Genomic DNA, 23440 nt, shown 5'->3' with positions numbered 1-23440 from the left:
CATGTCCAAACAGTTTTCCCAGCTTGATGACGCGCATCAAAAGTTCATCGAAGATCAGCATATGTTCTTCGTCGGCACTGCCGGGACCGAGGGAAAGGTCAATATCTCGCCCAAAGGTATGGACTCGCTGCGAGTGCTGGGACCAAACCGCATCGTCTGGATGAACTTGACTGGCAGCGGCAACGAGACGGCGGGGCATCTGATGCAGGTCAACAGGATGACACTGATGTGGTGCTCCTTCACCAAACGCCCGCTGATCCTGCGCACATATGGCACTGCCCGCACTCTGCACGTCGGAGATGAGGGCTGGGATGAACTGGCCAATCTTTTCCCCAACCACCGCAGCGCCCGGCAGATCTACGACCAGTCGATCGAAATGGTTCAGACCTCCTGCGGGTATGCAGTGCCGTTCATGGCATTCCAGTCCGACCGCGACACGATGCAGAAATGGGTCGATGGCAAAACGGACGGCGACATCCGGTTTTATTGGGCAGAAAAGAACAGCCAGACGATAGACGGCGAGCCAACAGGCGTTCCGGTCTGACCCCGATGCTGACCACTTTTCTTGATCAGATCAAAGCCCATGCCGACCCCGAACGTGCGGGTCAGATGGCCAGTTATCACAAGGCGGATCGCGTCTATCTGGGCGTCGCCAACCCGGTTCTCAACGATCTGACCAAAGCATGGCGGCAAGAGCTGGATGTGAAAAAACGCGTCGCGCTGGCCAAGGCGCTGTGGCAAACCGATATCCACGAAGCGCGCCTTGCCGCGGCCAAGCTTCTGACCCAGGCCCGCATCCGGCCCGACGATCAGGTTTGGGACCTGCTTCAAAGCTGGCTACCGGATTTTGACGCCTGGGCCGTCGCCGATCATGCCTGCATGGCGATGCAAAAACGACTGATGGCCGACCCCGAGAGACTGATTGTCGTCGAACAGTGGACTCAGTCCGATCACATGTGGACCCGGCGCGCGGCCCTTGTCGCAACACTGCCCTGGACCAAACAGAACCACCCCAAGCCCGAAGACCTGCAACGTCGCGACTGTATCCTCGGCTGGGCCGCCGGATATGTCCCTGACCGCGACTGGCTTATTCAGAAATCAATCGCCTGGTGGCTCCGGGAACTGTCCAAACACGACCCCGAACGTGTGATCGCGTTTCTGGACAGACATGGTGATGCCATGAAACCGTTCGCCCGACGCGAAGCAGCCAAATACCTGAAAAGTCAGTCGGCATAGACCGCGACTTCGACCAGTTCGTCTAATGGCACCAGAAGGGCCCGCATGGCATCCAGCGACAAGCGGCTGCCGCTACTTTCCGGGCCTGCGGCAGGAACTAGGGTGATATAGGCCTGCGCGCCGGTTCTGGGCACAACAACTCGCGCCGTTACCTCGCTATCGACCAGCGGCGTCTGCATCCAGCGCCCTGGTGTGGTCGGATCACCAAGCCCGGCAATGGTTGTTTTGGCTCCGACCCAACTGGGGCGTGCCGCAACCGGCTCGGGCCGAAGAACCTCCTCAGCGACAACTGGCGCAGTTTCAACGTCCGATACGGCCGCAGCCGCCTCATCCCCCGACCCGAACACACGTTCCGTCGATGCCCGGACAGTATCGCACCCGGTCAAAACAACGCATAGAAAAACAAATGCCTTTTTCATTCCCGGAAACTACAACCCCATGCGGGTGTGATCCAGTGCAAAGCGCAGTTCGCACTTGTCGCAGGCAGGTTACAGCTTTACCTATGTCGCATGTCTGCTCCGCTCATCGACCCGTTTGCCCGCGCTATCACGTATCTCCGCGTCTCCGTTACGGACCGCTGTGATTTCCGCTGTGTCTACTGCATGTCCGAAAACATGACTTTTCTGCCCAAGAAAGACCTTCTTACGCTGGAAGAGCTGGATCGCATGTGCTCGACCTTTGTGAGAATGGGCGTCGAGAAACTGCGCATTACCGGCGGTGAGCCATTGGTTCGTCGCAATATCATGACCTTCTTCAACGCCATGACCCGCCACTTGGAAAGCGGTGCGTTGAAAGAGCTGACGCTCACGACAAACGGTTCGCAGTTGCATCGCTTTGCCGAAGATCTTTATGCCGCCGGTGTGCGCCGTGTGAATGTTTCCCTGGATACGCTGGATGACGACAAATTTGCAAAAGTCACGCGCTGGGGCCGCCTCAAACAGGTACTGAATGGCATCGACGCGGCGCAAAAGGCCGGGCTGCGGATCAAGATCAACGCTGTTGCGCTCAAGGGATTCAACGAACCCGAACTGCCGAAGATCACCGAATGGTGCGCCGAGCGCGACATGGACCTGACCTGGATCGAGGTCATGCCGATGGGCGATATCGGTAACGAGGATCGACTGGATCAATACTGGTCTCTCAAGGATGTGCGCAAAGAGTACGAAAACCATTACACGATCACTGATCTGGCCGAACGCACAGGCGGACCGGCCCGCTATATCAGGCTGGAAGAAACAGGTCAGAAGATCGGCTTCATCACGCCCCTGTCCCACAATTTCTGCGAAAGCTGCAACCGCGTGCGCCTGACCTGCACCGGCGAGCTTTATATGTGTCTGGGGCAGGAGGACATGGCGGATCTGCGGGGCGCATTGCGGGATCACCCCGATACCGAACAGCCGCTTGAAGATGCCATCCGTGCGGCGATTAACCTGAAGCCAAAAGGTCATGACTTCGACTATTCTCGCCAGTCCGTTGATGGTCGGATGAGCCGCCATATGAGCCATACAGGCGGCTGATATATGCCGGATCACCAAGACCGCCCCACAGCACTGTACTCCCTGTACTGCGCCTTGATCTCTCTGGCCGCACCTCTGGTCTGGAGAACCGTCCGAAAGAAACTTGAGGCTGCCGGTGTACCAGCCAATCGCCAACAGGAGCGTCTTGGCCATGCCAGTATGCCCCGCCCCGCAGGGCAGTTGATCTGGTTCCACGCCGCCAGTGTCGGCGAAAGCCTGTCGGTCCTCACTCTGATCAATCGGCTGGCCGACCGCCTTCCCAAAACCGAGTTTCTGATCACCTCAGGAACGCCAACCTCAGCGGCCCTGATCGAAAAGCGACTGCCGCCCCGCACCCGACACCAGTACCCACCGCTTGACACAGCCGGCCCGGTTCAACGCTTTCTGGACCATTGGCAACCCGATGCCGGGATCTTCGTCGAAAGCGAGATCTGGCCGCGGCTGATTGTCGAAAGCGCGGGGCGCGACATTCCGCTGGCTCTGCTGAATGCTCGATTGTCGGACAAATCTGTCGCCGGATGGAAGAAGCGCCCTAAAACAGCAAGGTTTGTCCTGAATAAATTTCGCCTGCTCTTAACGCAAAACAACAAAACAGCAGCCAACCTGATTGCCATGGGCGCCCCAGCCCAACGGGTGCAGCCCGGCACCAACCTCAAGGCCATGTCCGATCCTCTGCCCGTGGACCAGAGCACGCTGGACGACATTCGTGCGCAAATAGCCGCCAGACCTGTCTGGATCGCCAGTTCCACCCACGCCGGAGAAGAGGACAGCGTTCTGACAGCCCACAAGGCGTTATTGCAACATTGGCCCGACCTTCTGCTGCTACTGATCCCACGCCACCCCGAACGGCGCGACGAGGTTGCAGAACTTCTGAACAACGCCGGGCTCAAGGCATCCTTCCGGTCAAAAAATGCACCGATCACAGATACGACGCACGTGTATGTTGCCGACACACTGGGCGAAACCGGAACCTGGTACGCGCTTTGCCCGATCGTGTTCCTTGGGGGCTCACTGAAAGAGATTGGCGGACACAACCCGTTTGAACCGGCACAGGCTGGAGCCGCCGTGGTCACCGGCCCAGGGTATTTCAACTTTGCAGAAACGTTTGCCCCGCTGATCGACGCCAAGGGCGCTGTCGAGGTCCAGACATCCGCTGACCTCTCTGAGGCCGTTTCACATTGGCTGTCGGACCAGAATACCCTTCAAGCCGCCCGAAGGGCTGCACAATCCTGCGTCAATACGCAGTCGACCGCCTTGGATGCCGTCGTCGAAACCCTCTGCACGGTGCTTGATCTGCAAGCAAAGGATCCCGCTTCATCTGGCTAGAAATATCCCGGGGGTGTGGGGGCAGAGCCCCCACCCTCACCATCAGGCGGCTGGCATCCGCTGTTCAACAATCTCTGCCCACCAGCTGCATCCGGCCGGAATGGCTTCGTCGTTGAAATTGTATTCCGGGTGATGAACCATTGCGGTGTCACCGTTGCCCACAAGAATATAGGCGCCTGGGCGCTCTTCCAGCATGAAGGCAAAATCTTCGCCCCCCATGACCAACGGTGCCTCGTCGCAATCACCGGACACCGACCGGGCCACATCCGCCGCAAACTCTGTTTGCTCGTCGCTGTTCACCATTACCGGGTACCCGCGAATGTAAGTCACGTCAGCGGTGCCGCCAAACGTGGCCGCTACACCGTTGCAAATCTCGTTGATCCGCTTTTCAGCCAGATCCCGCATGCCCTTGCTCATTGTGCGCACGGTGCCTTTGATCTGCACGGTCTGAGGGATCACATTGAATGCCTTGGATGACGTCTCAAACGATGTCACAGACACCACGACCTGATCTATTGGGTCGGCATTGCGCGAAGAAATCGTTTGCAACGTAAGGACTGCCTGCGCTGCCAGAACTGTAGAATCCACAGTCTCATGCGGCTTGGCGGCATGTCCGCCGCGACCCTCAAAGGTGACATCGAACTGATCAGTTGCCGCAAAGAACGAACCCGGCCGGATTGCGAACTTGCCAACAGGCTGCCCCGGCCAGTTATGCATGCCGTAGACTTCCTGAATGTTCCAGCGGTCCATCATTCCGTCTTCGCACATTTCGCGGCCCCCGCCGCCACCTTCCTCAGCAGGTTGGAAGATCACGACAACAGTGCCGTCAAAGTTGCGGGTTTCCGACAGGTACTTTGCCGCCCCCAGCAACATCGCGGTGTGCCCGTCATGGCCACAAGCATGCATCGCACCCGGCGTTTTCGAGGCATAGTCCAACCCCGTTGCCTCATGTATCGGCAAAGCATCCATATCTGCGCGCAGGCCGATCACCTTTCCCTTGCTGTCCGACTTGCCTTTGATCACCCCCACAACACCGGTACGTCCGATACCGGTCACAACCTCATCGCAGCCGAACTCCTTCAACTTATCGGCCACCTTCGCACTGGTGCGGTGGGTTTCGAACAGGATCTCGGGATTTTCGTGCAGATCCCTTCGCCACTCCGTGATTTCATTCTGCAATTCGGCAAAGCGGTTCTTGACTGGCATGTCTTTTCTCTCTCCTGATTCAGGTCAAGCCGCTGGCATCCGGCGCTCGACCATTTCCGCAAACCACGAGCACCCAATGGGGATGATCTCGTCATTGAAATTGTATTCGGGGTGGTGCAGCCCGGCACTGTCACCGTTGCCCAAAACGATGAATGCCCCGGGCCTCTCTTCCAGCATGAACGAGAAATCCTCGCCCCCCATCACCATCGGCGCTTCAATGCAACTGCCCCCAACCGACACCGCGGCCTCTGCTGCATATCCCGTCTGAGCTTTGGCATTGATCGTCACCGGAACACCGCGTTTATAGGTGACGTTCACAGACCCGCCAAATGTTGCAGAGATCCCTTCCGAGACTTCCTTCAGCCGTTGTTCGATCAGGTCGCGCAACTCGTTGGAATGGGTCCGAACAGTGCCGCGGATCCGTGCTGATTGCGGGATCACGTTGAACGCTTTCGAGGACGTCTCGACCGAGGTCACAGACAGCACGGCCTGCAAAATCGGATTCGCATTGCGCGACACAATCGTCTGCAACGCCACGATCAGCTGCGACAGCATCACCGTTGTATCAATCGTCTGATGAGGTTTTGCCGCGTGGCCGCCGCGCCCTTCAAGATGGATGTCAAACTCATCCGCTGCCGCCAGCAACGGCCCCGAACGAATGGCAAACTGCCCGGCAGGAATACCCGGCACATTGTGCATCGCATAGACTTCCTGAATGCCGAACCGATCCATCAGACCGTCCTTGCACATGGCCTCGGCACCATTTCCACCCTCTTCGGCAGGCTGAAAGATCACGATTGCCGTGCCATCAAAATTGCGGGTTTCCGCCAGATACTTGGCGGCCCCCAAAACCATCGCCGTATGGCCGTCATGACCACAGGCATGCATCGCATTCGGTATTTCCGAGGCATAGTCCAACCCGGTCTGTTCCTGCATCGGCAGGGCGTCCATATCGGCGCGCAGGCCAATCACACGGCCCCGTGTGTCGCTTTTGCCGCGAATGACACCAACGACTCCGGTGCGACCGATGCCAGTCACGACCTCGTCGCAACCAAACTCGTTCAGCTTTTCCGCAACCAGCGCACTGGTGCGGTGAGTGTCGTACAGAATTTCCGGGTGTTGGTGAATGTCACGCCGCCAACCGGTGATCTCATCATGCATCTCTGCGAGACGGTTCTTGATCGGCATGTCATTCTCCCTGTTTCATGCGACAGGCAATCGTCGTTCCACAAGCTCGGCAAACCAGCTGCAACCGGCGGGGATCGCGTCGTCGTCAAAGTTGTATTGCGGGTGGTGGCACATGGCCGTATCCCCGTTCCCGATAAAGATGTACGCGCCGGGGCGTTCTTCAAGCATATAGGCAAAATCTTCGGACGGCATGATCGGGTCCGTGCTGTCGTTGACCTTGCCCGCAACCGCAGCTGCCGCCTCGGCCGCATAGCCCGTTTCGGCCTCGGAATTCACTGTCACCGGATATCCGGGTGTCCAGATAACCTCCGCCTTCGCGCCAAAGGCCGAGGCTGTATCCTCGGCAATCCGGCGCACGCGTTCTTCGGCGATTGTACGATACTCGGGGTCAAGTGTCCGCACGGTTCCCTGCAAACGCACCGTATGAGCGATCACGTTCGACGCAACGCTATCCGTCACAAACGTCCCAACGGTGAGGACAACTCGCTTGATCGGGTCAACGGTCCGGGACACCACCGATTGCAAGGCAACAACGATATGCGAGGCCACCAGCGTTGTATCCACCGCCTCATGCGGCGCGGCGGCGTGTCCGCCCTTGCCAGTGACCGTGATTTCAAACTCATCGGACGAGGCCAGCAACGCGCCGGGGCGAATTGCAAATTCGCCCACTGGAAGACCGGGCATATTGTGCATGCCATAGACCTCATGAATGCCCCAGCGGTCCATCAGCCCGTCCTGACACATGGCCAGACCGCCGGCCCCGCCTTCCTCGGCGGGCTGGAAGATCAGAACCACAGTGCCATCGAAATTGCGCGTCTCGGAAAGGTACTGCGCGGCCCCAAGCAGCATCGAAGTGTGCCCGTCATGTCCGCAGGCGTGCATCTTGCCCGACACGGTCGAGGCATAGTCCAGCCCTGTCGCCTCTTCAATCGGAAGCGCATCCATGTCCGCCCGCAGGCCGATGACGCGCCCCTGCGTATCCGTGCGCCCTTTGATCACCCCGACAACGCCCGTTTTGCCAACGCCCGGAGTGATCTCGTCCACTCCGAACTCTTTCAGACGGGCGGCAACAAAGGCCGCAGTTTCATGGACGTCATACATCAGCTCCGGATGGGCGTGCAGGTGGCGGCGCCATTCGGTGATCTCGCCATGCATTTCCGCAAGTCTGTTTTTTACGGGCATCTCAAGACCTCCCTTTCAACCGCTGGCATCGTATTACGCCGGGCTAGGCGCATAGTTTCTCAACCAATCGCTGCATGAATTTATGACCGGCTTCGAATTGTTCAATCGTAACGAACTCATTCGGCTGATGTGCCTGCGCTATGTCTCCGGGTCCACATATCACGGCAGAATACCCGGCCTCCTGAAACTGGCCTGCCTCGGTCCCGTAACTGACCACATGGCTTGCGTTGTCTCCGGTCAGGGCGCGTACCAGTGCTTCGGCTTCACCATCCTCTTCCGGGATCAACCCCGGAATCGCGAAGTTTTCAGTCAGTTCGATGCGGGTATCCGGGTGAACGGCCTGCATCTGAGCCTCAATGTGCCGAACCTGTTCGAAATAGGCATCTCGCCATTGGGCCTGCGTTTCGTCGGGCACGGTCCGAAAATCCATCATGAACCGGCAGTCTTTGGCAGTAATGTTATGGGCCGTTCCGCCTTCAATCATACCGACATGGCAGGTTGTCCAGGGTGGATCGAATACGGCAGCAACCGCGCTGGGTTGCGCCGCCATGTTCCGCGCGTTCTGCTGGTTGGCCCAGTCGATCAATGGGGCCGCTGCCATGATGGCGTTGACGCCTGTGTGCATGATCGAGCTGTGAACTTCGAACCCGGCGATATGGGTGTCAAAGCCGAAACCGCCCTTGTGACCCGTTACCGCCTGCATCATCGACGGCTCACCCACGATCACCGCCGAGCCTTTGGGCAAAATGTCCTGCATTGCCTCGATCATCGGCGGCGCTCCGGTACACCCGACTTCCTCATCAAAACTCAGTGCAAGTTGGAGCGGTCGCCTCACATTCGCGTAATGCGCCTCGACCAGCGTCCAGATGGCAAGCGCATCAAATCCCTTCATGTCGCAGGTGCCGCGCCCGAAATATTTGCCGTCCTTCTGGGTCACGGTGAAGGGGTCGGTGTCCCAGGGTTGCCCGTCAACCGGTACTACATCCGTGTGCCCGGACAGCATAACTGAGCCTTCTTCCAAAGGGCCGACATGCGCAAAGATCGCCGCCTTATGTGGCTGATTCGGATCAGGCCAGCGGTGCGACGTGATCCCATGGCTTTGCAGGTATTCGTCCACCCAGTCGACCAACGGCAGGTTGGTGTCACGACTCACGGTTGGAAATGAGATCAGCTTGGTCATGATCTCAAGCGGCGTCAGGCGCTTGCCCATCGGGTCAGTACCCACTGTCTGTGGTCAGGATAAAGTGACCCGGTTCAACCTCGTGATATTGAGAGGGTTCCGGTTTGAAATCGACAGGGTGGATCGGTGACGGGATCGGTTTGAAGTTCAGGTCTTTTTCCGTCTTTCGCTTGTTCGGGTCAGCAATTGGAACTGCCTTCATCAACGCCTGCGTATAGGGGTGTTGTGGGTTTTCAAACACACGCGCACGCGGGCCCAGTTCCACAATGCGGCCTAGATACATAACGCCGACATAGTGGCTGACACGTTCAACCACGGCCATGTCATGGCTGATGAACAGATAAGACAGCCCCAAATCGGACTGCAACTCCATCATCAAGTTCAGAACCTGTGCCTGAACCGACACGTCGAGGGCCGAGACCGCCTCATCCGCGATGATCAGCTTGGGGTTCAGGGCCAGTGCGCGGGCAATCGCGATCCGCTGACGCTGCCCACCGGACATTTCATGCGGGAAACGACGCATGAAGCTGCGCGGCAGCTGCACTTTGTCGAACAATTGTGCGACGCGGTCCTGCAACTCGGATCCCGACGCCACGCCATAGTTGCGCATCGGCTCGGCAACTTGATCGACCAATTGCATCTGTGGGTTCAGCGAGGCGAACGGGTCCTGAAAGATCATCTGCATATCCAGCCGCGCCTTGCGCAGGCCGGACGGGTCCAGCTTCATGATATCGACACCGTCCAGATTGACCTCGCCCGCCATCGGCTCGACCAGCCGCAGGATCGAACGGCCGGCCGAGGACTTGCCGCACCCGGATTCGCCCACAAGGCTGAGCGTCTGACCTTTGTTCAGTGTGAATGACACATCCTCGACCGCATGAACGTTCGAGATCGTGCGCCGCAGAAGACCACCTTTGACCGGAAACCGCGTGGTCAGGTTCTTTACCGTCAACAAAACTTCTTCGGTTCCGGGGATGGGTGCAATTTTCTGCCCCTCGACACCCAGCAACTTCATCGGTTCGGGCGCCGACTTACCCTGCATTTCACCCAGCTTCGGCACTGCGGCCAAAAGGGCCTTGGTGTAATCATGCTGCGGGTTTTCAAAGATTTCCCTGACGGTCCCCTCTTCGACCTTGTTGCCGCGATACATGACGACAACACGGTCAGCCATCTGCGCCACAACCGCCATGTCATGGGTGATGAACATTACCGCAGTACCGGTTTCGCGCTTGAGGCGATCCATCAGGGCCAGGATCTCGGCCTGAATAGTCACGTCAAGCGCCGTGGTGGGTTCATCCGCGATCAGCAAGCGGGGTTCGCAGGCCATCGCCATTGCGATGACGACACGTTGGCGCATCCCGCCCGACAGCTCATGCGGGTACTGTTTCAAACGACGCTCAGGCTCGGGGATACGAACCTGGCGCAACAACTCAAGCGCACGGTCCTCGGCCTGTGACTTCGACATCTGCTTGTGGATGCGCAGACCTTCGGTCAACTGGCGACCAACGGTAAAAACTGGGTTCAGCGCCGTCATCGGCTCCTGAAAAATCATCCCGATCTCGTTGCCGCGAATCTGTTTCATCAGATCCGGATCGGCTTTGGACAGGTCCATTTCGCCCCCATCGCGGCGATCGAACAGAAGTTCACCACCCGCGATTTCGCCGCCTCCAAACTCGACCAGCCGCATCAGCGACAGCGACGACACCGATTTCCCCGAGCCCGATTCGCCAACGATACAAACGGTTTCACCCGGTTTGATCTCGAACGAGACATCCTCAACACCGACAACGGGGCCATCCTTCGTCTGAAACTCCACCCGCAGTTTTTTAATCTGTGCAATAGGCTGATCCAGCACGCGCGCGCTCCCTTGACGACGGTATTCTTTTTTTGAATTCCGAACGCTAAGGCGGGCCGCCGGGAAAAGTCAAACCCATTACACATTTTCGCGACGGCACTACTTGCAATTTTCTCAGGTTCTGTTTCGATACGCCATGTAACCGACCTGGGGAGGCGGCGCAGACTGAAATCGTTAGCGCTATTATCTTTGTTGATCAAAACCTTACCTTGGGGCGGCAACGCCAAACCCGCAGGCCTTGCGGAGATAATCGAGACACGAACGTGTCCAACTTGGGAGTAACTTATGAAAATCAAAACCCTTTTGCTTGGTGCGATTGCAAGCACGGCGATGGCCCCTGCGGCCTTTGCTGAGCGTGGATCGGACGGCAATGTCAGCATCATTTACTGGCAGGCTCCGTCGATCCTGAACCCGTACCTGTCCTCGGGCACCAAAGACATCGAATCTGCTTCGTTGGTGATTGAACCGCTCGGTCGCTATGACCAAGACGGGAACCTTGTAGCCTATCTCGCCGAGGATATCCCGACCGTGGAAAACGGTGGTGTTTCGTCGGATCTGAAATCGATCACGTGGAAGCTGAAATCCGGTTTGGTCTGGTCCGATGGATCGCCCGTGACGTCGGCCGACGTAAAGTTCACCGCGGATTATTGCATGCATCCGGAAGGTGGTTGCGCCCAGCTTGCCAAGTTTGAAGGCGTCGAAAGCGTCGAGGCAATCGACGATCTGACCATCAAGGTCAACTTTGCCGAACCAAAGCCGAACCCCTATGGCCCGTTCATGGGTGGTCAGTCGCCAATTATCCAGATGGCCCAGTTTCAGAACTGCATGGGCTCCAAGGCGCCTGAATGTACAGACCAGAACTTTGGCCCGATCGGAACCGGCCCGTTTGTTGTGGACGAATTCAAGCCAAACGACGTGATCACCATGTCGGCCAACCCGAATTATCGTGACCCAAACAAGCCCGCTTTTGCCACGCTGACCTTCAAAGGTGGCGGTGACGCAACGGCGGCTGGCCGTGCTGTGATGGAAACCGGCGAATTCGACTATGCGTGGAACCTGCAGCTGGCGCCCGAAGTCATCGAGCAGATGAAGGAAGGTGGTAAAGGTACTCCCATCGCGGCATTCGGGACCCTGGTTGAGCGGATCGAAATGAACATGACAGATCCGTCCCCCAGCCTGCCTGAAGGCGAACGTTCAACCGCCAAACATCCGCACCCAGCCTTATCGGAACTGGCTGTTCGCAAGGCCCTGTCGATGGCAATCGACCGTGATCTTCTGGTTGAGATTGGCTACGGTCAAGCCGGTCGCCCGACCTGCAACCTGGTACCGGCCCCGGCATTGTACGCAAGCGACAACACCGAGTGTCTGACGCAGGACATTGACGGCGCGAACCAGATGCTGGATGAAGCCGGCTGGGTGAAAGGCGCTGACGGCGTCCGCGCCAAGGATGGTGTAAGACTGTCGCTAGTCTATCAAACCTCGACCAACGCTGTTCGTCAGGACTTCCAGGCGCTGATCAAGGAATGGTGGAGCCAAATCGGTGTTGAAACCGAGCTGCGCAACATCAACGCGTCGGTCTTTTTCGGCGGTGACCCGGGCAGCCCGGACACATTCCAGCGTTTCTATGCAGACGTTGAAATGTACGCCAACAACTTCGATGGCACCGATCCGGAAAGCTATCTTGCGCAGCACACCTGTGACAAGGCACCCAAGCCGGAAAGCCAGTGGCAGGGTGAGAACATCAACCGTTACTGTGACGCCGAGTATGACAAGCTGGTGGCCGAACTGGGCCGCACCGGTGAGCTTGAAAAGCGTGGCGAAATTGCACGTAAACTCAACGATATGCTGACCAAGGACAGCTATGTCGTGGTTCCGCTGGTTGATCGTGGACGGGTCTCTGCACATTCCAACACGTTGGGTGGCGTGATCCTGAACACTTGGGACAGCGAGCTTTGGAACGTTGCGGACTGGTACCGCAAAACCGGCTCCTAAGCGTTAAACCTGCCAAGCCGCGCCCCGATCTTCGGGGCGCGGTCATTTGCAGTCCGCTCCAACAAGAAGACGCATCAACAAAGGCGCCTTTGAATGCTCAACTTTACAATCAGACGACTGGTGTTGGCGGTGCCCACACTGCTGTTCATCAGCCTCGTCATCTTCCTGCTGCTCGAGCTTGCCCCTGGCGACCCGATGGCACAGGTTCCACTCACCGTTCCCCCGGAAGTCAAAGAGAAGATGCGCGAGGCGCTTGGCCTCGGCCAGCCGATGCATATCCGGTTCTGGAAATGGATCGTGCAGTTCTTCTGGATAGAACCACAGGTATTGGTCGACTCTGTATTCGGCACAACCTTCTCCGAAGGCGACCTGCGCGTGATTTCATGGCAGACCCGCTCGCCGGTCATGGACATCGTCGTTCAGCGGATCCCGCAGACCCTGTGGGTTGTCGGCACCGCCTATGTGGTCGCAATCCTGATCGCGCTGCCCATCGGCATCTATTCGGCCTACCGCCAATATTCCTGGTTCGATCAGATGGGTACCTTCGTGTCGATGGTTGGCTTTTCCGTTCCACCCTTCTTCTCGGGTGTTCTGGTGATCGTCATATTCTCGGTCCAGCTGGGCTGGTTCCCGTCGATCTATGACACCACACTGGTGGTCAACAGCTGGGACAGTTTCGTTGTGCAACTCAAACAGATGATCATGCCGGTCATGGTTCTGGCCTTGCAGATTACAGCGCAGCTCAGCCGGTTCATGCGCGCGTCCATGCTGGATAACCTCAATCAGGATTATGTTCGCACCGCCCGCGCCAAGGGTCTCAGCGAATACACCGTGGTCATGGTTCACGTTCTGCGAAACTCGATGATCCCGGTGGTCACCGTGATTGCGCTGGGTATTCCGTCCATCTTTGGTGGCGCCATCATCACCGAGCAGGTGTTCAAAGTGAATGGCATCGGTCAGCTGCTGATCGGAGCGATTCAGGCCAATGATCTGCCGATGGTGCAAACCCTGACCTTCATCTTTGCCGTACTGATCGTGCTGTTCAACCTGATCGCTGACGTACTTTACGGCATTCTGGACCCGAGGATTCGATATGACTGATCATGATCGTACCGATACACTGGTCCCGGACGAAGGATTTGCACCTGCCTCGACAGCCTTGCCAACGGCCGGCGTGATGGAAGAACTGGCCACCCCTCCCCGCAGCCAATGGCGCGATGTGTGGGATCAGTTCAAGACCCACAAAGGCGCAATGGTCGGCGCGATCCTGTTTATCATCATCGTCGCCGGTGTTTATTTGGGCCCGTATCTGTGGAGCATCGATCCAACCCAGATCGATATCCGGTCGCGCAATCAGGGCCCCAGTTGGGCGCATCCCTTTGGCACCGATCAATTGGGTCGCGACATTCTTGCGCGCATGATGTCGGGTGGTCAAACCTCAGTCTCGGTTGGCATAACCGCGATGTTGCTGGCGCTGTTCCTGGGTTCGTTCATCGGCGTTCTGGCAGGATTCTTCAGACGGCTCGATGGGCCGCTGATGCGCCTGACCGACCTGTTTCTGGCCCTGCCCCTGCTGCCTTTGCTGCTGGTCATGATGCTTCTGTTCCGCGAGCCCCTGTCAGCGGCTTTTGGGCTGGAGCGCGGGATATTCATCCTGATCGTCTGCGCCATCGGCATCACCTCATGGATGCCGACTGCGCGGATCGTGCGCGGTGATGTGCTGGCCATCAAGGAACGTGAATTCGTTCTCGCCGCGCGCTCCATCGGCACCAGCAACAGCCAGATCATCACGCGGCATATCCTGCCGAACGTTCTTTCGCCAATCATGGTGTCGGCAACGCTGGGGATTGCCACAGCGATCATCACCGAAAGCGCGCTGTCCTTCCTTGGTTTGGGATTCCCGCCCGACTTCCCGACATGGGGCCGCCTGTTGTTTGATGGTGTCGACTATCTTCAGCAATACCCCGAGCGTGTATTCTGGCCCGGTCTGGCAATCTCGCTGACGGTGCTGAGCGTCAACTATCTGGGTGACGGTCTGCGCGACGCGCTGGATCCCCGCATTCGCGGACGCTGAAACAAGTTTAGTCGGCGCGCCTCAGCGCGCCGGCCAACAGCACGATCAGAACGGCCAATGGCAACAGCACGGCGAACGCCAGACGCAGGCCGAACAGTTCCGCCAAAAATCCGATCAGCGGCGGCCCTATCAATAACCCACCATATCCCAGCGTAGCTACACTTGCGATGGCTTGCCCCGGCGGGACAAGCGGATCGCTGGCTGCACGGCTGAACGCCAGCGGCATGATCACCGCATACCCTATGCCCATCAGCGCAAACCCCGCCAATGCGGGCAAGGGCGCGACCGAAGAAACCACAGCGAAAACGCCCAACGCCGCGCAGATCCCGCCGAACCGGGCCGTCGCAGCGGGACCAAACCGCATAATGACAATCGCGCCTGCTAGGCGAAACGCCACCATCGTCACGGAAAACACGGCATAGCCCAATGCGGCAACACTTTCGGGCGCTCCCGAAATGTCTCGCAGGAAAATCGCGCTCCAGTCTGCGACGGCGCCTTCCCCCAATGCACCGCACATGGCTGCGAATCCGACCAGTATCAGCGCGCCCGAGGGCAAAGCAAAAACCGAGCTTTTTGACCGTTCGGACCGATTCGACGTCCAACGCACCCACGACAAGGCCAGCGCGAAGGCAACAACCGCGCCACCCGCCAATAGGAAATGCACCAGAACCGTCAGCCCCATCTGAACAGCCACGTACCCGCTGAGCGCGCCAAGACCGGCCCCAAGGCTCCACATGGCGTGGAATGACGACATTACAGGTTTGTCATATGCCTGCTCGACCTCGGCGGCCCAGGCATTCATCGCCACATCCATCGATCCGTGAAAGGCGCCAAAAACAAACAAACATAACGCCAGTGCCCAAAACCCGCCAGCAACAGCAAGCAGGACCAGCGACAGCGTGTACAGAACGGCCACAATCCGGGTTATCGCAACTGCGCCATACCGATCCGTCAACCGCCCTGTGACCGGAAACGAACAGACGGCCCCGGCCGCCATAAACAACAACCCGTACCCCAACGCATCATGGGACAGCTCCAACCTGTCGCGCACGGCTGGTATGCGCGAGGCCCAGATTCCGAACAAAGCCCCGTTTAGGATGAACATGGCCGCAACTGCCCGCCATGCCGAGAAAACACCAATCAACAGAGAACCTCGTGCTATCTGCCCGCCTCACCCGTTCTACAGGTTGGGCGCAAATTGGCAATTGCAGCTTAACCCAGGCGTTTGCGGATGCGCCGAACGGCGAACCATACGCCCGCTACAACCGGGATCGTCGCCGCCGCCGTCAGCATTCCCTTGCTTATGCCGGCGGCAGTCAACGGATACAGAAGGTAGCCGACAAGTGAGACCGCGTAATAACTGATGGCCACCACAGAAAGGCCCTCAACCGTGTGCTGCAAGCGCAAGGCAAGATCGGCCCGACGATCCATGCTTTCCAACAGGGCCTGATTTTGTGCACTCCGCTCGACGTCCACCCTTGTGCGCAACAACTCACCCGCACGTATGGCCCGGTCAGACAGCGCCTGCAGGCGGCGTTCTGTTGATTTCACGGTACGGATCGCAGGGTCATAACGGCGCATCATGAAATCGGCAAAGCTTTGGCCGCCTTCGAACCTTTCCTCGCGCAGGACATCGATCCGCTGATTGACCAGCGCCTCGTAAGCGCCGGTCGCACCGAATCGGAACGAACTGCGGGCCGATATGGTCTCGAGCTCGGTCGATATGGCCAGCAATTGAGGCAACAGCGCATCTGGTGGGGTGGTGTCATCCGTCATTTCAACCATCAGCTTCGCCAGCTGGGCATCCAGTTCCTCGATCCGGGGGGCCAATTGTTTGACGCGGGCAAAGCCAAGCATCGACATCGCCTTGTATGTCTCGATCTCGCACAGCCGCTGGATGATACGCCCTGTGCGGCGCGTGCCCGTGCCTTCGGTCACGAACAAAGCAAAACGCATGTGACCAGCCGGGTCGATACGGAAATCACTGGCGCAAATTGCCGAAGCATCCAACACCCGCGACACCGCCAGACTTTCAGGTTCGAACCAATCAGCCAGAGCGACCTTTACAGCCGCATCTTCCGGGCGCGGCACCACCCGCATCAGCAGCGAGGTGATCCTCTGGCCCGGGCTGGCCATCAGCCAATCCGGGGGAAAAACTTCGAAATCAGCCGGGTTGAAGGGACGGCCGCTGACGTTCGGCACAATCGCCGTATACGTGACAAACTCAGTGTGCTGCTCCCATTTCAGCCAATGGCGTCCTATCTGCCCGGCATAATGCGTGGCCCCCGGCTGCGGATGTTGCGCCCCATGTCGGTCAAGCAGATCGATCAGATGGGCAATATCCTGACTGCGGTCCCGAGCGACGGCTGCTTCAGGCTTCTTGATCGCAAGAAAGGCGACCGTGCACGGCGTATCGGCGGCCGGAAACGGGCGGGCATGAAGTTCATTTGCCAGCGCATAGCGCAGCGGGTGATCATCGATTGGCGTCATTCCGAGGCTCCGATAGCGGTGTCCGCACTATACGTCACAACTCGGATACATCAATTCTTATTTTATTTCATATACTTACACGAATACAAAGGTATACAAACCGACTATCTCATTGATTTGGCTGCCACAGCTCGATCGGATTTCCCTCCGGATCGTGAAGCCGAGCGAACTTTCCGATCTCGCTGTCCCAGTCTGGGCGGGTCTCAACAGAGATTCCGGCAGCTTCGAGCTGCTGTATCATCGCGCCCAGATCATCGACCCGAAAATTGATCATCCATTGCTGATCCGGGTTTCCGAAATACTCAGTGTCTTTAGCGAAAGGCGCAAACACCGTATACCCTTCGCGCTGCTTCCAGGGTACCGGATCATAGTGGTTTACGCCCAGATGTTCTTCGTACCAGCGGCTCAACGCCTCAGGATCACTGGCCCGAAAGAATACGCCCCCTATACCGTTCACTTTCTGCATGTTTCGCTCCAACCATACGCACATCTAATATACCACAACCCGCGCGCTTCATCTGGCCATAAATATCCTAGGGGTTTGGGGGCAAAGCCCCCAATAAAACAAAAAAAAGAAAAGGGCGCCCAAAGGCGCCCTTTGCAAATGGATCAAACCGGTTAATCACTCGATCATCGGCAGCAGCTTGTCCAGCGACGCTTTGGCGTCGCCATAGAACATGCGGGTATTTTCCTTGAAGAACAGCGGGTTTTCGATACCCGAATACCCCGTACCCTGACCGCGTTTGGACACGAAGACCTGCTTGGCCTTCCAGCATTCCAGAACTGGCATACCGGCAATGGGACTGTTGGGATCTTCCTGCGCCGCAGGGTTCACGATGTCGTTCGAGCCGATAACGATGGCCACATCCGTGTCCGGGAAGTCATCATTGATCTCGTCCATTTCCAGAACGATATCATAGGGCACCTTCGCCTCGGCCAGCAGCACGTTCATATGGCCCGGCAAACGACCCGCGACCGGGTGGATCGCGAAACGCACCTCTTTACCTTTGGCGCGAAGCTTACGAACCAGTTCACTGACCGATTGCTGTGCCTGTGCAACCGCCATCCCGTAGCCGGGAATGATGATTACACTGTCGGCATCGTTCAGGGCTGCAGCCACGCCATCAGCCTCAATAGCCACCTGCTCTCCCTCAACAGCCATCTGTTCACCCTGCGGGCCACCAAAGCCGCCCAGGATCACGCTGACAAAGTGACGGTTCATCGCCTTGCACATGATGTAGGACAGGATCGCACCGCTTGAGCCCACCAGCGCACCGACCACGATCAGCAGGTCATTGCCCAGCGAGAAACCAATCGCCGCCGCGGCCCAGCCCGAATAGCTGTTCAGCATCGACACAACCACCGGCATGTCCGCGCCACCAATGCCCATGATCAGATGATAACCGATGAACAGCGCCGCCAATGTCATCAGGATCAGCGGCAACAGCCCGCCAGACGCGGTGTACCAGATCAGACAGATCAGCGAGAGGCCCGCTGCCGCCGCGTTCAGCGCATGACCACCGGGCAGCTTTGTCGCCGCCGAGGTCACTTTGCCCGCCAACTTGCCATAGGCCACGACCGAGCCGGTAAAGGTGATCGCACCAATGAAGATGCCAAGGAACAGTTCCACATGCAGGATTGCCAGTTCGGCCGGCGTCTTCTTGGCGATAAGTTTGGCAAAGGTGCCCAGATCATGCAGATCCGCCTCTTTCGCCGTATCCACAATTGCCATGACTTGTGCCACGTTGCCGATTTCAAAATGCGCGTTGAATCCGACGAACACAGCCGCCAGACCGACCAGTGAATGCATCGCGGCCACCAGCTGCGGCATCTCGGTCATCTGGACGCGCTGCGCCACGTATTGACCGATCAGACCGCCGCCAATGATCAGCAGGATCGACAGCAGCCACAGGCCAGAACCGGGGCCAACCAGTGTGGCAAAGACCGCCAGCGCCATGCCGACGATGCCGTACCAGACCGCGCGCTTGGCGCTTTCCTGGTTCGACAACCCGCCAAGGGAAAGGATGAACAGAACAGCCGCAACAACGTAGGCGGCAGTGGTGAAGCCAAATTCCATGTGCCCGGCCTCCTTAAGATTTCTGGAACATGGCGAGCATGCGCCGGGTTACGAGGAAGCCGCCGAAAATGTTGATCCCGGCCATGAAGACGGACAGCGCCGCCAGCAGAATGACCAGGAACGACCCCGATCCGATCTGCATCAACGCCCCAACGATAATGATCGACGAGATCGCGTTGGTGATCGCCATCAGCGGCGTGTGCAGGCTGTGCGAGACATTCCAGATCACCTGGAAGCCTACGAAAATGGCCAGCACGAAGACGATGAAATGCTGCATGAAGCTGGCCGGGGCAACCAGCCCCACCAGCAGCATCAGCGCGCCACCAACACCCAAAAGGGTGAACTGCTGCTTGGTCTGCGCCTTGAAGGCCGCAATCTCCTGCGCCTTTTTCTCTTCCGGGGTCAGTTCCTTGACCTCGGGCTTTTTCTGCGCCGCAATCGCCTGAATCTTGGGCGGTGGCGGCGGGAAGGTAATCTCACCCGCATGGGTCACGGTTGCGCCGCGGATCACGTCATCTTCCATGTTGTGATTGATCTGACCGTCCTTCTCGGGCGTCAGGTCAGTCATCATGTGACGGATGTTGGTTGCATAAAGCGACGAGGATTGTGCCGCCATCCGGCTGGGGAAGTCTGTATAACCGATTATGGTCACGCCATTATCGGTTACGACTTTCTCATCCGGCACAGTGCCTTCGACGTTACCGCCACGCTCGGCTGCAAGGTCGATGATGACCGAACCCGGCTTCATCGCCTTGACCATATCCTCCAGCCACAGCTTGGGCGCCGGACGGTTGGGGATAAGGGCGGTGGTGATCACGATGTCAATCTCGGGCGCAAGTTCGCGGAACTTGGCCAGCTGGGCGTTGCGGAATTCTTCCGACTGGACCGAGGCATAACCGCCTGTGGCCGCGCCATCCTGCTGCTCTTCTTCGAAGTCCAGATAGACGAACTCCGCCCCCATCGATTCGACCTGTTCGGCCACTTCAGGGCGCACGTCGAACGCGTAGGTGATCGCGCCCAGCGACGTGGACGTCCCGATTGCGGCCAGACCGGCCACACCGGCCCCAACGATCAGCACCTTGGCAGGAGGAACTTTACCGGCGGCGGTCACCTGACCGGTGAAGAAACGGCCAAAGTTGTTGCCTGCCTCGATCACGGCGCGATAGCCCGCGATATTTGCCATCGACGACAGCGCGTCCATCTTCTGCGCACGCGAGATGCGTGGCACCATCTCCATGGCGATCACGTTGGCGCCCTTGGATTTGGCCAGCTCCATTCCTTCTTCGTTTCCCGCAGGATTGAAGAACGAAATCAGGGTCTTGCCCTTGGTCAACCGTTTCAGTTCGGCCTCAGTCGGGATCCGAACCTTGGCAATGATATCCGCGGTCTTCCACAGCGACGCTGCGGTCTTGACCACCTCAACGCCTACGGCCTCGTATGCGGCATCCGAAAAACCGGCAGCCGCGCCCGCGCCTTTCTCGATCAGGCACTCATAGCCCAGTTTCTGCAATTGCACGGCCGAGTCGGGCGTCATTGCAACCCGGTTCTCACCGTCCAGTATTTCCTTTGGCGTGCCTATCTTCACTGGCAGTCCCCCTAATTTTTACTCTGTCCGAGCGGGTGGTCGGTATTCTTTGTTAAGCAAAGATGTATCCTGCGCAACATTATTTCGCAAGTGCAGCATTTTTTACGTGACATCACGAAATCAGCCACATTAGATCCAACGCCGCGTCTTGCGTTCGTAGCGTGCGAAATCCGTGCGGAACTGCCGGCGCAGGCGGTCTTCTTCCGGCAGGATAAACCGGCGCTCCAGCACCCAGACGAAGACTGGAACCAAAACCAGTGACAACACGGCGTCAAACCGCAGGATCAAACCCGCAAGAATCAGAACGTCACCGACGTAGATCGGGTTTCGACTGCGTTTGTAGATGCCCGTTTGCACCATCGCGGTCGGTGTCTCATGGGGAATGACGGTTGTTTTGTGGCGGCGAAACTCGACAATGGCTAGAACGGCCATCAGAAGGCCGCCGCCGATTAGAACTCCGCTGAGAAGGTCGGTCAGGCCACTCTCAAGAGACAGACCCAGCGCCATGTATCTGGCTTGCGCCCATGCCAGCGCCGCGAAAGCGATCAACCAAACCGGCGGTACATCTATCCAGCGCATTCCAAGCCCTCATGAGCGACGACAGTGTCGGGTATATGTCGCTTCTGACCGACGTCCTACCGTTTTTCGGCCAGATTGGCAAAAGACCAGTATGTCGCATCGATAGACAGACATGTCAGGATCGGCTACCCCAAATGCAACAAAAGACGACCACACAAGTGAGTGAGCCTTCATGACCGATTTTGCAGCAACCAAAGCCATGTTCGACCTGCCCGAGGGCGTGATTTACCTGGATGGCAACTCTTTGGGCCCGCTGCCTAAAACGGCTGCGTCTCGTGTGCAGAACATGCTGACCGAGGAATGGGGGCAAATGCTGATCACCGGCTGGAACAAGGCCGGTTGGATGGGCCTTCCCACTGGGCTTGGAGATCGAATTGGCCGCCTTATCGGTGCCGAGCCGGGCAGCGTCGTGACCGGCGACACCCTGTCGATCAAGGTTTATCAGGCCGTGTCCTCTGCCCTTGAACTGAACCCGACCCGCAAGGTTGTGCTTTCCGACAATGGGAACTTTCCGTCAGACCTGTACATGGTCGATGGCCTGCTGCGATCCCTTGCGGGCGCATACGAACTGCGCGTCGTCGACCCGCAGGGCGTCGCAGATGCAATCACAGAAGAGGTCGCGGTCCTGATGCTGACCGAAGTGGATTACCGCACGGGCCGGATGCACGACATGAAGGCGCTGACGGAACTGGCCCATGCCAACGGTGTCGTGACGGTTTGGGATCTGGCGCATTCCGCAGGTGCCATCCCCGTTGACCTTGCAGGGTGCAATGCCGATTTCGCAGTCGGGTGCACTTATAAATACCTCAATGGCGGCCCCGGTGCGCCCGCTTTCATTTATGTTGCGCCCCGACTGGCAGATAGTGTGCGCCCGGCCCTGTCCGGCTGGCTGGGGCACGAAGCGCCCTTTGCCTTTGACCTGGACTATCGGCCCGGAAGCGGGATTGAGCGTATGCGCGTTGGAACACCTCCGATCATCCAAATGACCGCACTTTCGGCGGCCATGGATATCTGGGATATGGCCGACATGGCGGATGTGCGCGCCAAATCCATTGAATTGACCGAGCTTTTCATCCGTCGGGTCGAGGCGACCTGCCCCGACTTGCAATTGGACAGTCCGCGTGTTCCCGAGCAGCGTGGCAGTCAGGTTTCATTCCGCTTCAGGGAAGGCTACGCCGCGATGCAAGCACTGATCGCGCGTGGTGTCGTCGGAGATTTCCGCGCACCTGACACAATGCGGTTTGGTTTCACGCCGCTGTATATCGATGAAAGCGATGTCGAGCGTGCAGTCGGGATTCTGGCGGATGTCATGCAGAACAAGCTTTGGGACACGCCAGAGTACAAAACCCGGCAGCGCGTTACCTGATTTCCAGCCCAGCTCCGATCAGGGCAGCCAGCTGTTTGGTGCGCCTTTCAAATTCCTCGGCGTCTGACGCGGTCAGCTTGATCCCCTTCAGCGTGACCGTAAGTGTTTTCGCCGTCTCTTCAGGCGTGTCAAACAGGCGAACGCGGCCAGCATCCTGCTCTCGCCTCAGCCATTCGGCATAAAGCGCGGCAAGTTCCCCTTCGCCCCGCTCGACAATATCGATGGCCATGGATTTGGTTGTGTCCAGCATCTCAATCCCATGCGGCGACGCCAAAATCGCAGCCATACCCTCGGTCTGGGCATGGATCGCCTTCCTGGCAATGTCCGAAACCGAGCCTTCGCCGTTGAACGCCTCGGCCACCGCTACGGTCTTTTCCTCGTAATGCCGTTCGGTCAGCTTGCGAACGATCGCTTCCTTGTTCCTGAAATACAGATAGACCGCTGGCCGCGACATCCCTGCACCGCGCGCAATGTCATCCATCGAGGTCTTGCGGAACCCGTATGCAGAAAAGGCCTGAAAAGCAGATGCTAGGATCGCTTTCTGCCGGGATTCGTCACTCGTATCTTTCATAAGAAAATCTCTGACA

The 23440-nt window shown here is 58.1% G+C and carries 21 protein-coding genes; 8 read left to right on the top strand and 13 right to left on the bottom strand.

Annotated features, from left to right (window positions below; translation table 11 throughout):
* The first annotated feature begins 1 nt into the window (after position 1).
* Both ACR0BF_RS07690 and ACR0BF_RS07685 read left to right on the top strand, forming a co-directional pair.
* A complete protein-coding gene (locus ACR0BF_RS07690; protein ID WP_480622283.1) occupies positions 2 to 544 on the top strand; it encodes a pyridoxamine 5'-phosphate oxidase family protein in 543 nt (180 codons plus the stop codon).
* Positions 545 to 549: 5 nt separating this feature from the next.
* Positions 550 to 1236, top strand: coding sequence for a DNA alkylation repair protein (locus ACR0BF_RS07685; protein WP_480624611.1), 687 nt, complete (start codon positions 550 to 552; stop codon positions 1234 to 1236).
* Here the strand turns inward: ACR0BF_RS07685 and ACR0BF_RS07680 are convergent.
* Positions 1224 to 1655 (bottom strand): hypothetical protein, encoded by a 432-nt coding sequence (locus ACR0BF_RS07680; protein ID WP_480516362.1) that lies wholly within the window; start codon positions 1653 to 1655, stop codon positions 1224 to 1226. The two genes, ACR0BF_RS07685 and ACR0BF_RS07680, sit on opposite strands and share 13 nt — an antisense overlap.
* 90 nt (positions 1656 to 1745) lie before the next feature.
* Between ACR0BF_RS07680 and moaA the strand changes: the two genes are divergently transcribed.
* Together moaA and ACR0BF_RS07670 are read left to right on the top strand one after the other, a co-directional pair.
* Positions 1746 to 2753 (top strand): GTP 3',8-cyclase MoaA, encoded by a 1008-nt coding sequence (moaA, locus tag ACR0BF_RS07675; protein ID WP_480476047.1) that lies wholly within the window; start codon positions 1746 to 1748, stop codon positions 2751 to 2753.
* A gap of 3 nt (positions 2754 to 2756) precedes the next feature.
* Entirely contained in the window at positions 2757 to 4079 is a 1323-nt protein-coding gene (locus tag ACR0BF_RS07670) for a 3-deoxy-D-manno-octulosonic acid transferase (RefSeq protein ID WP_480624610.1), read from the top strand.
* 42 nt (positions 4080 to 4121) lie between these two features.
* Here ACR0BF_RS07670 and ACR0BF_RS07665 read toward each other — a convergent pair whose 3' ends face one another.
* Genes ACR0BF_RS07665 through ACR0BF_RS07645 form a run of 5 tightly spaced genes read right to left on the bottom strand, consistent with a single transcriptional unit; the run spans position 4122 to position 10690 of the window.
* Positions 4122 to 5285 (bottom strand): M20 aminoacylase family protein, encoded by a 1164-nt coding sequence (locus tag ACR0BF_RS07665; RefSeq protein ID WP_480624609.1) that lies wholly within the window; start codon positions 5283 to 5285, stop codon positions 4122 to 4124.
* A gap of 24 nt (positions 5286 to 5309) precedes the next feature.
* Positions 5310 to 6473: a M20 aminoacylase family protein gene (locus ACR0BF_RS07660; RefSeq protein ID WP_480624608.1), complete on the bottom strand. Its 1164-nt coding sequence runs from the start codon at positions 6471 to 6473 to the stop codon at positions 5310 to 5312.
* 15 nt (positions 6474 to 6488) lie between these two features.
* The gene (locus ACR0BF_RS07655; RefSeq protein ID WP_267362903.1) at positions 6489 to 7655 is read right to left on the bottom strand and encodes a M20 aminoacylase family protein; all 1167 of its coding nucleotides are present in this window, start codon (positions 7653 to 7655) and stop codon (positions 6489 to 6491) included.
* Between the two features lie 43 nt (positions 7656 to 7698).
* The gene (gene argE, locus ACR0BF_RS07650; protein WP_480604596.1) at positions 7699 to 8865 is read right to left on the bottom strand and encodes an acetylornithine deacetylase; all 1167 of its coding nucleotides are present in this window, start codon (positions 8863 to 8865) and stop codon (positions 7699 to 7701) included.
* A 4-nt stretch (positions 8866 to 8869) separates the two neighbouring features.
* Entirely contained in the window at positions 8870 to 10690 is a 1821-nt protein-coding gene (locus tag ACR0BF_RS07645) for an ABC transporter ATP-binding protein (protein WP_480554099.1), read from the bottom strand.
* Between the two features lie 285 nt (positions 10691 to 10975).
* On the opposite strand from ACR0BF_RS07645, the gene ACR0BF_RS07640 reads away from it, so the two are divergent.
* The 3 genes from ACR0BF_RS07640 to ACR0BF_RS07630 all read left to right on the top strand — a co-directional run bounded on the left by ACR0BF_RS07640 (position 10976) and on the right by ACR0BF_RS07630 (position 14756).
* A complete protein-coding gene (locus ACR0BF_RS07640; protein WP_480476033.1) occupies positions 10976 to 12682 on the top strand; it encodes a peptide ABC transporter substrate-binding protein in 1707 nt (568 codons plus the stop codon).
* A 93-nt stretch (positions 12683 to 12775) separates the two neighbouring features.
* Positions 12776 to 13783, top strand: a complete 1008-nt coding sequence (locus tag ACR0BF_RS07635) for an ABC transporter permease (RefSeq protein WP_209504480.1) — start codon at positions 12776 to 12778, stop codon at positions 13781 to 13783.
* Complete coding sequence (locus tag ACR0BF_RS07630; protein WP_480476031.1) at positions 13776 to 14756, top strand: ABC transporter permease; 981 nt, start codon at positions 13776 to 13778, stop codon at positions 14754 to 14756. Before ACR0BF_RS07635 ends, ACR0BF_RS07630 begins: the two co-directional genes overlap by 8 nt.
* Before the next feature lie 7 nt (positions 14757 to 14763).
* Here the strand turns inward: ACR0BF_RS07630 and ACR0BF_RS07625 are convergent, their stop codons facing one another.
* The 6 genes from ACR0BF_RS07625 to ACR0BF_RS07600 all read right to left on the bottom strand — a co-directional run bounded on the left by ACR0BF_RS07625 (position 14764) and on the right by ACR0BF_RS07600 (position 21487).
* On the bottom strand, positions 14764 to 15861 hold the full coding sequence (locus tag ACR0BF_RS07625; RefSeq protein WP_480554098.1) for an MFS transporter: 1098 nt from the start codon (positions 15859 to 15861) through the stop codon (positions 14764 to 14766).
* Between the two features lie 107 nt (positions 15862 to 15968).
* On the bottom strand, positions 15969 to 17246 hold the full coding sequence (locus tag ACR0BF_RS07620; RefSeq protein WP_480493829.1) for a DUF3422 family protein: 1278 nt from the start codon (positions 17244 to 17246) through the stop codon (positions 15969 to 15971).
* A 109-nt stretch (positions 17247 to 17355) separates the two neighbouring features.
* Positions 17356 to 17712: a VOC family protein gene (locus ACR0BF_RS07615; protein ID WP_480516348.1), complete on the bottom strand. Its 357-nt coding sequence runs from the start codon at positions 17710 to 17712 to the stop codon at positions 17356 to 17358.
* 156 nt (positions 17713 to 17868) lie between these two features.
* Positions 17869 to 19323 (bottom strand): NAD(P)(+) transhydrogenase (Re/Si-specific) subunit beta, encoded by a 1455-nt coding sequence (locus ACR0BF_RS07610; protein WP_480624607.1) that lies wholly within the window; start codon positions 19321 to 19323, stop codon positions 17869 to 17871.
* A gap of 13 nt (positions 19324 to 19336) precedes the next feature.
* Positions 19337 to 20908, bottom strand: coding sequence for a Re/Si-specific NAD(P)(+) transhydrogenase subunit alpha (locus ACR0BF_RS07605; RefSeq protein ID WP_480624606.1), 1572 nt, complete (start codon positions 20906 to 20908; stop codon positions 19337 to 19339).
* 129 nt (positions 20909 to 21037) lie between these two features.
* A complete protein-coding gene (locus tag ACR0BF_RS07600; protein ID WP_480516344.1) occupies positions 21038 to 21487 on the bottom strand; it encodes a methyltransferase family protein in 450 nt (149 codons plus the stop codon).
* A gap of 172 nt (positions 21488 to 21659) precedes the next feature.
* Here ACR0BF_RS07600 and kynU point away from each other — a divergent pair, with 172 nt between their 5' ends.
* Complete coding sequence (kynU, locus tag ACR0BF_RS07595) at positions 21660 to 22853, top strand: kynureninase (protein ID WP_480624605.1); 1194 nt, start codon at positions 21660 to 21662, stop codon at positions 22851 to 22853.
* On the opposite strand, the gene ACR0BF_RS07590 is transcribed toward kynU, so the two are convergent.
* The gene (locus ACR0BF_RS07590) at positions 22846 to 23424 is read right to left on the bottom strand and encodes a TetR/AcrR family transcriptional regulator (protein WP_480624604.1); all 579 of its coding nucleotides are present in this window, start codon (positions 23422 to 23424) and stop codon (positions 22846 to 22848) included. The genes kynU and ACR0BF_RS07590 overlap by 8 nt on opposite strands.
* Positions 23425 to 23440 lie beyond the last annotated feature (16 nt).

Source organism: Ruegeria sp. AG7 (genome assembly GCF_056541545.1).
Note: the sequence above shows the minus strand (reverse complement) of the source record. Positions and strands in the feature narration are given on the sequence as shown.

Bases quoted from the DNA above. Each gene is read 5' to 3' on its own strand.
- ACR0BF_RS07690 (WP_480622283.1), top strand. From the start codon at position 2: ATGTCCAAACAGTTTTCCCAGCTTGATGACGCGCATCAAAAGTTCATC.
- ACR0BF_RS07685 (WP_480624611.1), top strand. From the start codon at position 550: ATGCTGACCACTTTTCTTGATCAGATCAAAGCCCATGCCGACCCCGAA.
- ACR0BF_RS07680 (WP_480516362.1), bottom strand. From the start codon at position 1,655: ATGAAAAAGGCATTTGTTTTTCTATGCGTTGTTTTGACCGGGTGCGAT.
- moaA (WP_480476047.1), top strand. From the start codon at position 1,746: ATGTCTGCTCCGCTCATCGACCCGTTTGCCCGCGCTATCACGTATCTC.
- ACR0BF_RS07670 (WP_480624610.1), top strand. From the start codon at position 2,757: ATGCCGGATCACCAAGACCGCCCCACAGCACTGTACTCCCTGTACTGC.
- ACR0BF_RS07665 (WP_480624609.1), bottom strand. From the start codon at position 5,285: ATGCCAGTCAAGAACCGCTTTGCCGAATTGCAGAATGAAATCACGGAG.
- ACR0BF_RS07660 (WP_480624608.1), bottom strand. From the start codon at position 6,473: ATGCCGATCAAGAACCGTCTCGCAGAGATGCATGATGAGATCACCGGT.
- ACR0BF_RS07655 (WP_267362903.1), bottom strand. From the start codon at position 7,655: ATGCCCGTAAAAAACAGACTTGCGGAAATGCATGGCGAGATCACCGAA.
- argE (WP_480604596.1), bottom strand. From the start codon at position 8,865: ATGGGCAAGCGCCTGACGCCGCTTGAGATCATGACCAAGCTGATCTCA.
- ACR0BF_RS07640 (WP_480476033.1), top strand. From the start codon at position 10,976: ATGAAAATCAAAACCCTTTTGCTTGGTGCGATTGCAAGCACGGCGATG.
- ACR0BF_RS07635 (WP_209504480.1), top strand. From the start codon at position 12,776: ATGCTCAACTTTACAATCAGACGACTGGTGTTGGCGGTGCCCACACTG.
- ACR0BF_RS07630 (WP_480476031.1), top strand. From the start codon at position 13,776: ATGACTGATCATGATCGTACCGATACACTGGTCCCGGACGAAGGATTT.
- ACR0BF_RS07625 (WP_480554098.1), bottom strand. From the start codon at position 15,861: ATGTTCATCCTAAACGGGGCTTTGTTCGGAATCTGGGCCTCGCGCATA.
- ACR0BF_RS07620 (WP_480493829.1), bottom strand. From the start codon at position 17,246: ATGACGCCAATCGATGATCACCCGCTGCGCTATGCGCTGGCAAATGAA.
- ACR0BF_RS07615 (WP_480516348.1), bottom strand. From the start codon at position 17,712: ATGCAGAAAGTGAACGGTATAGGGGGCGTATTCTTTCGGGCCAGTGAT.
- ACR0BF_RS07610 (WP_480624607.1), bottom strand. From the start codon at position 19,323: ATGGAATTTGGCTTCACCACTGCCGCCTACGTTGTTGCGGCTGTTCTG.
- ACR0BF_RS07600 (WP_480516344.1), bottom strand. From the start codon at position 21,487: ATGCGCTGGATAGATGTACCGCCGGTTTGGTTGATCGCTTTCGCGGCG.
- kynU (WP_480624605.1), top strand. From the start codon at position 21,660: ATGACCGATTTTGCAGCAACCAAAGCCATGTTCGACCTGCCCGAGGGC.
- ACR0BF_RS07590 (WP_480624604.1), bottom strand. From the start codon at position 23,424: ATGAAAGATACGAGTGACGAATCCCGGCAGAAAGCGATCCTAGCATCT.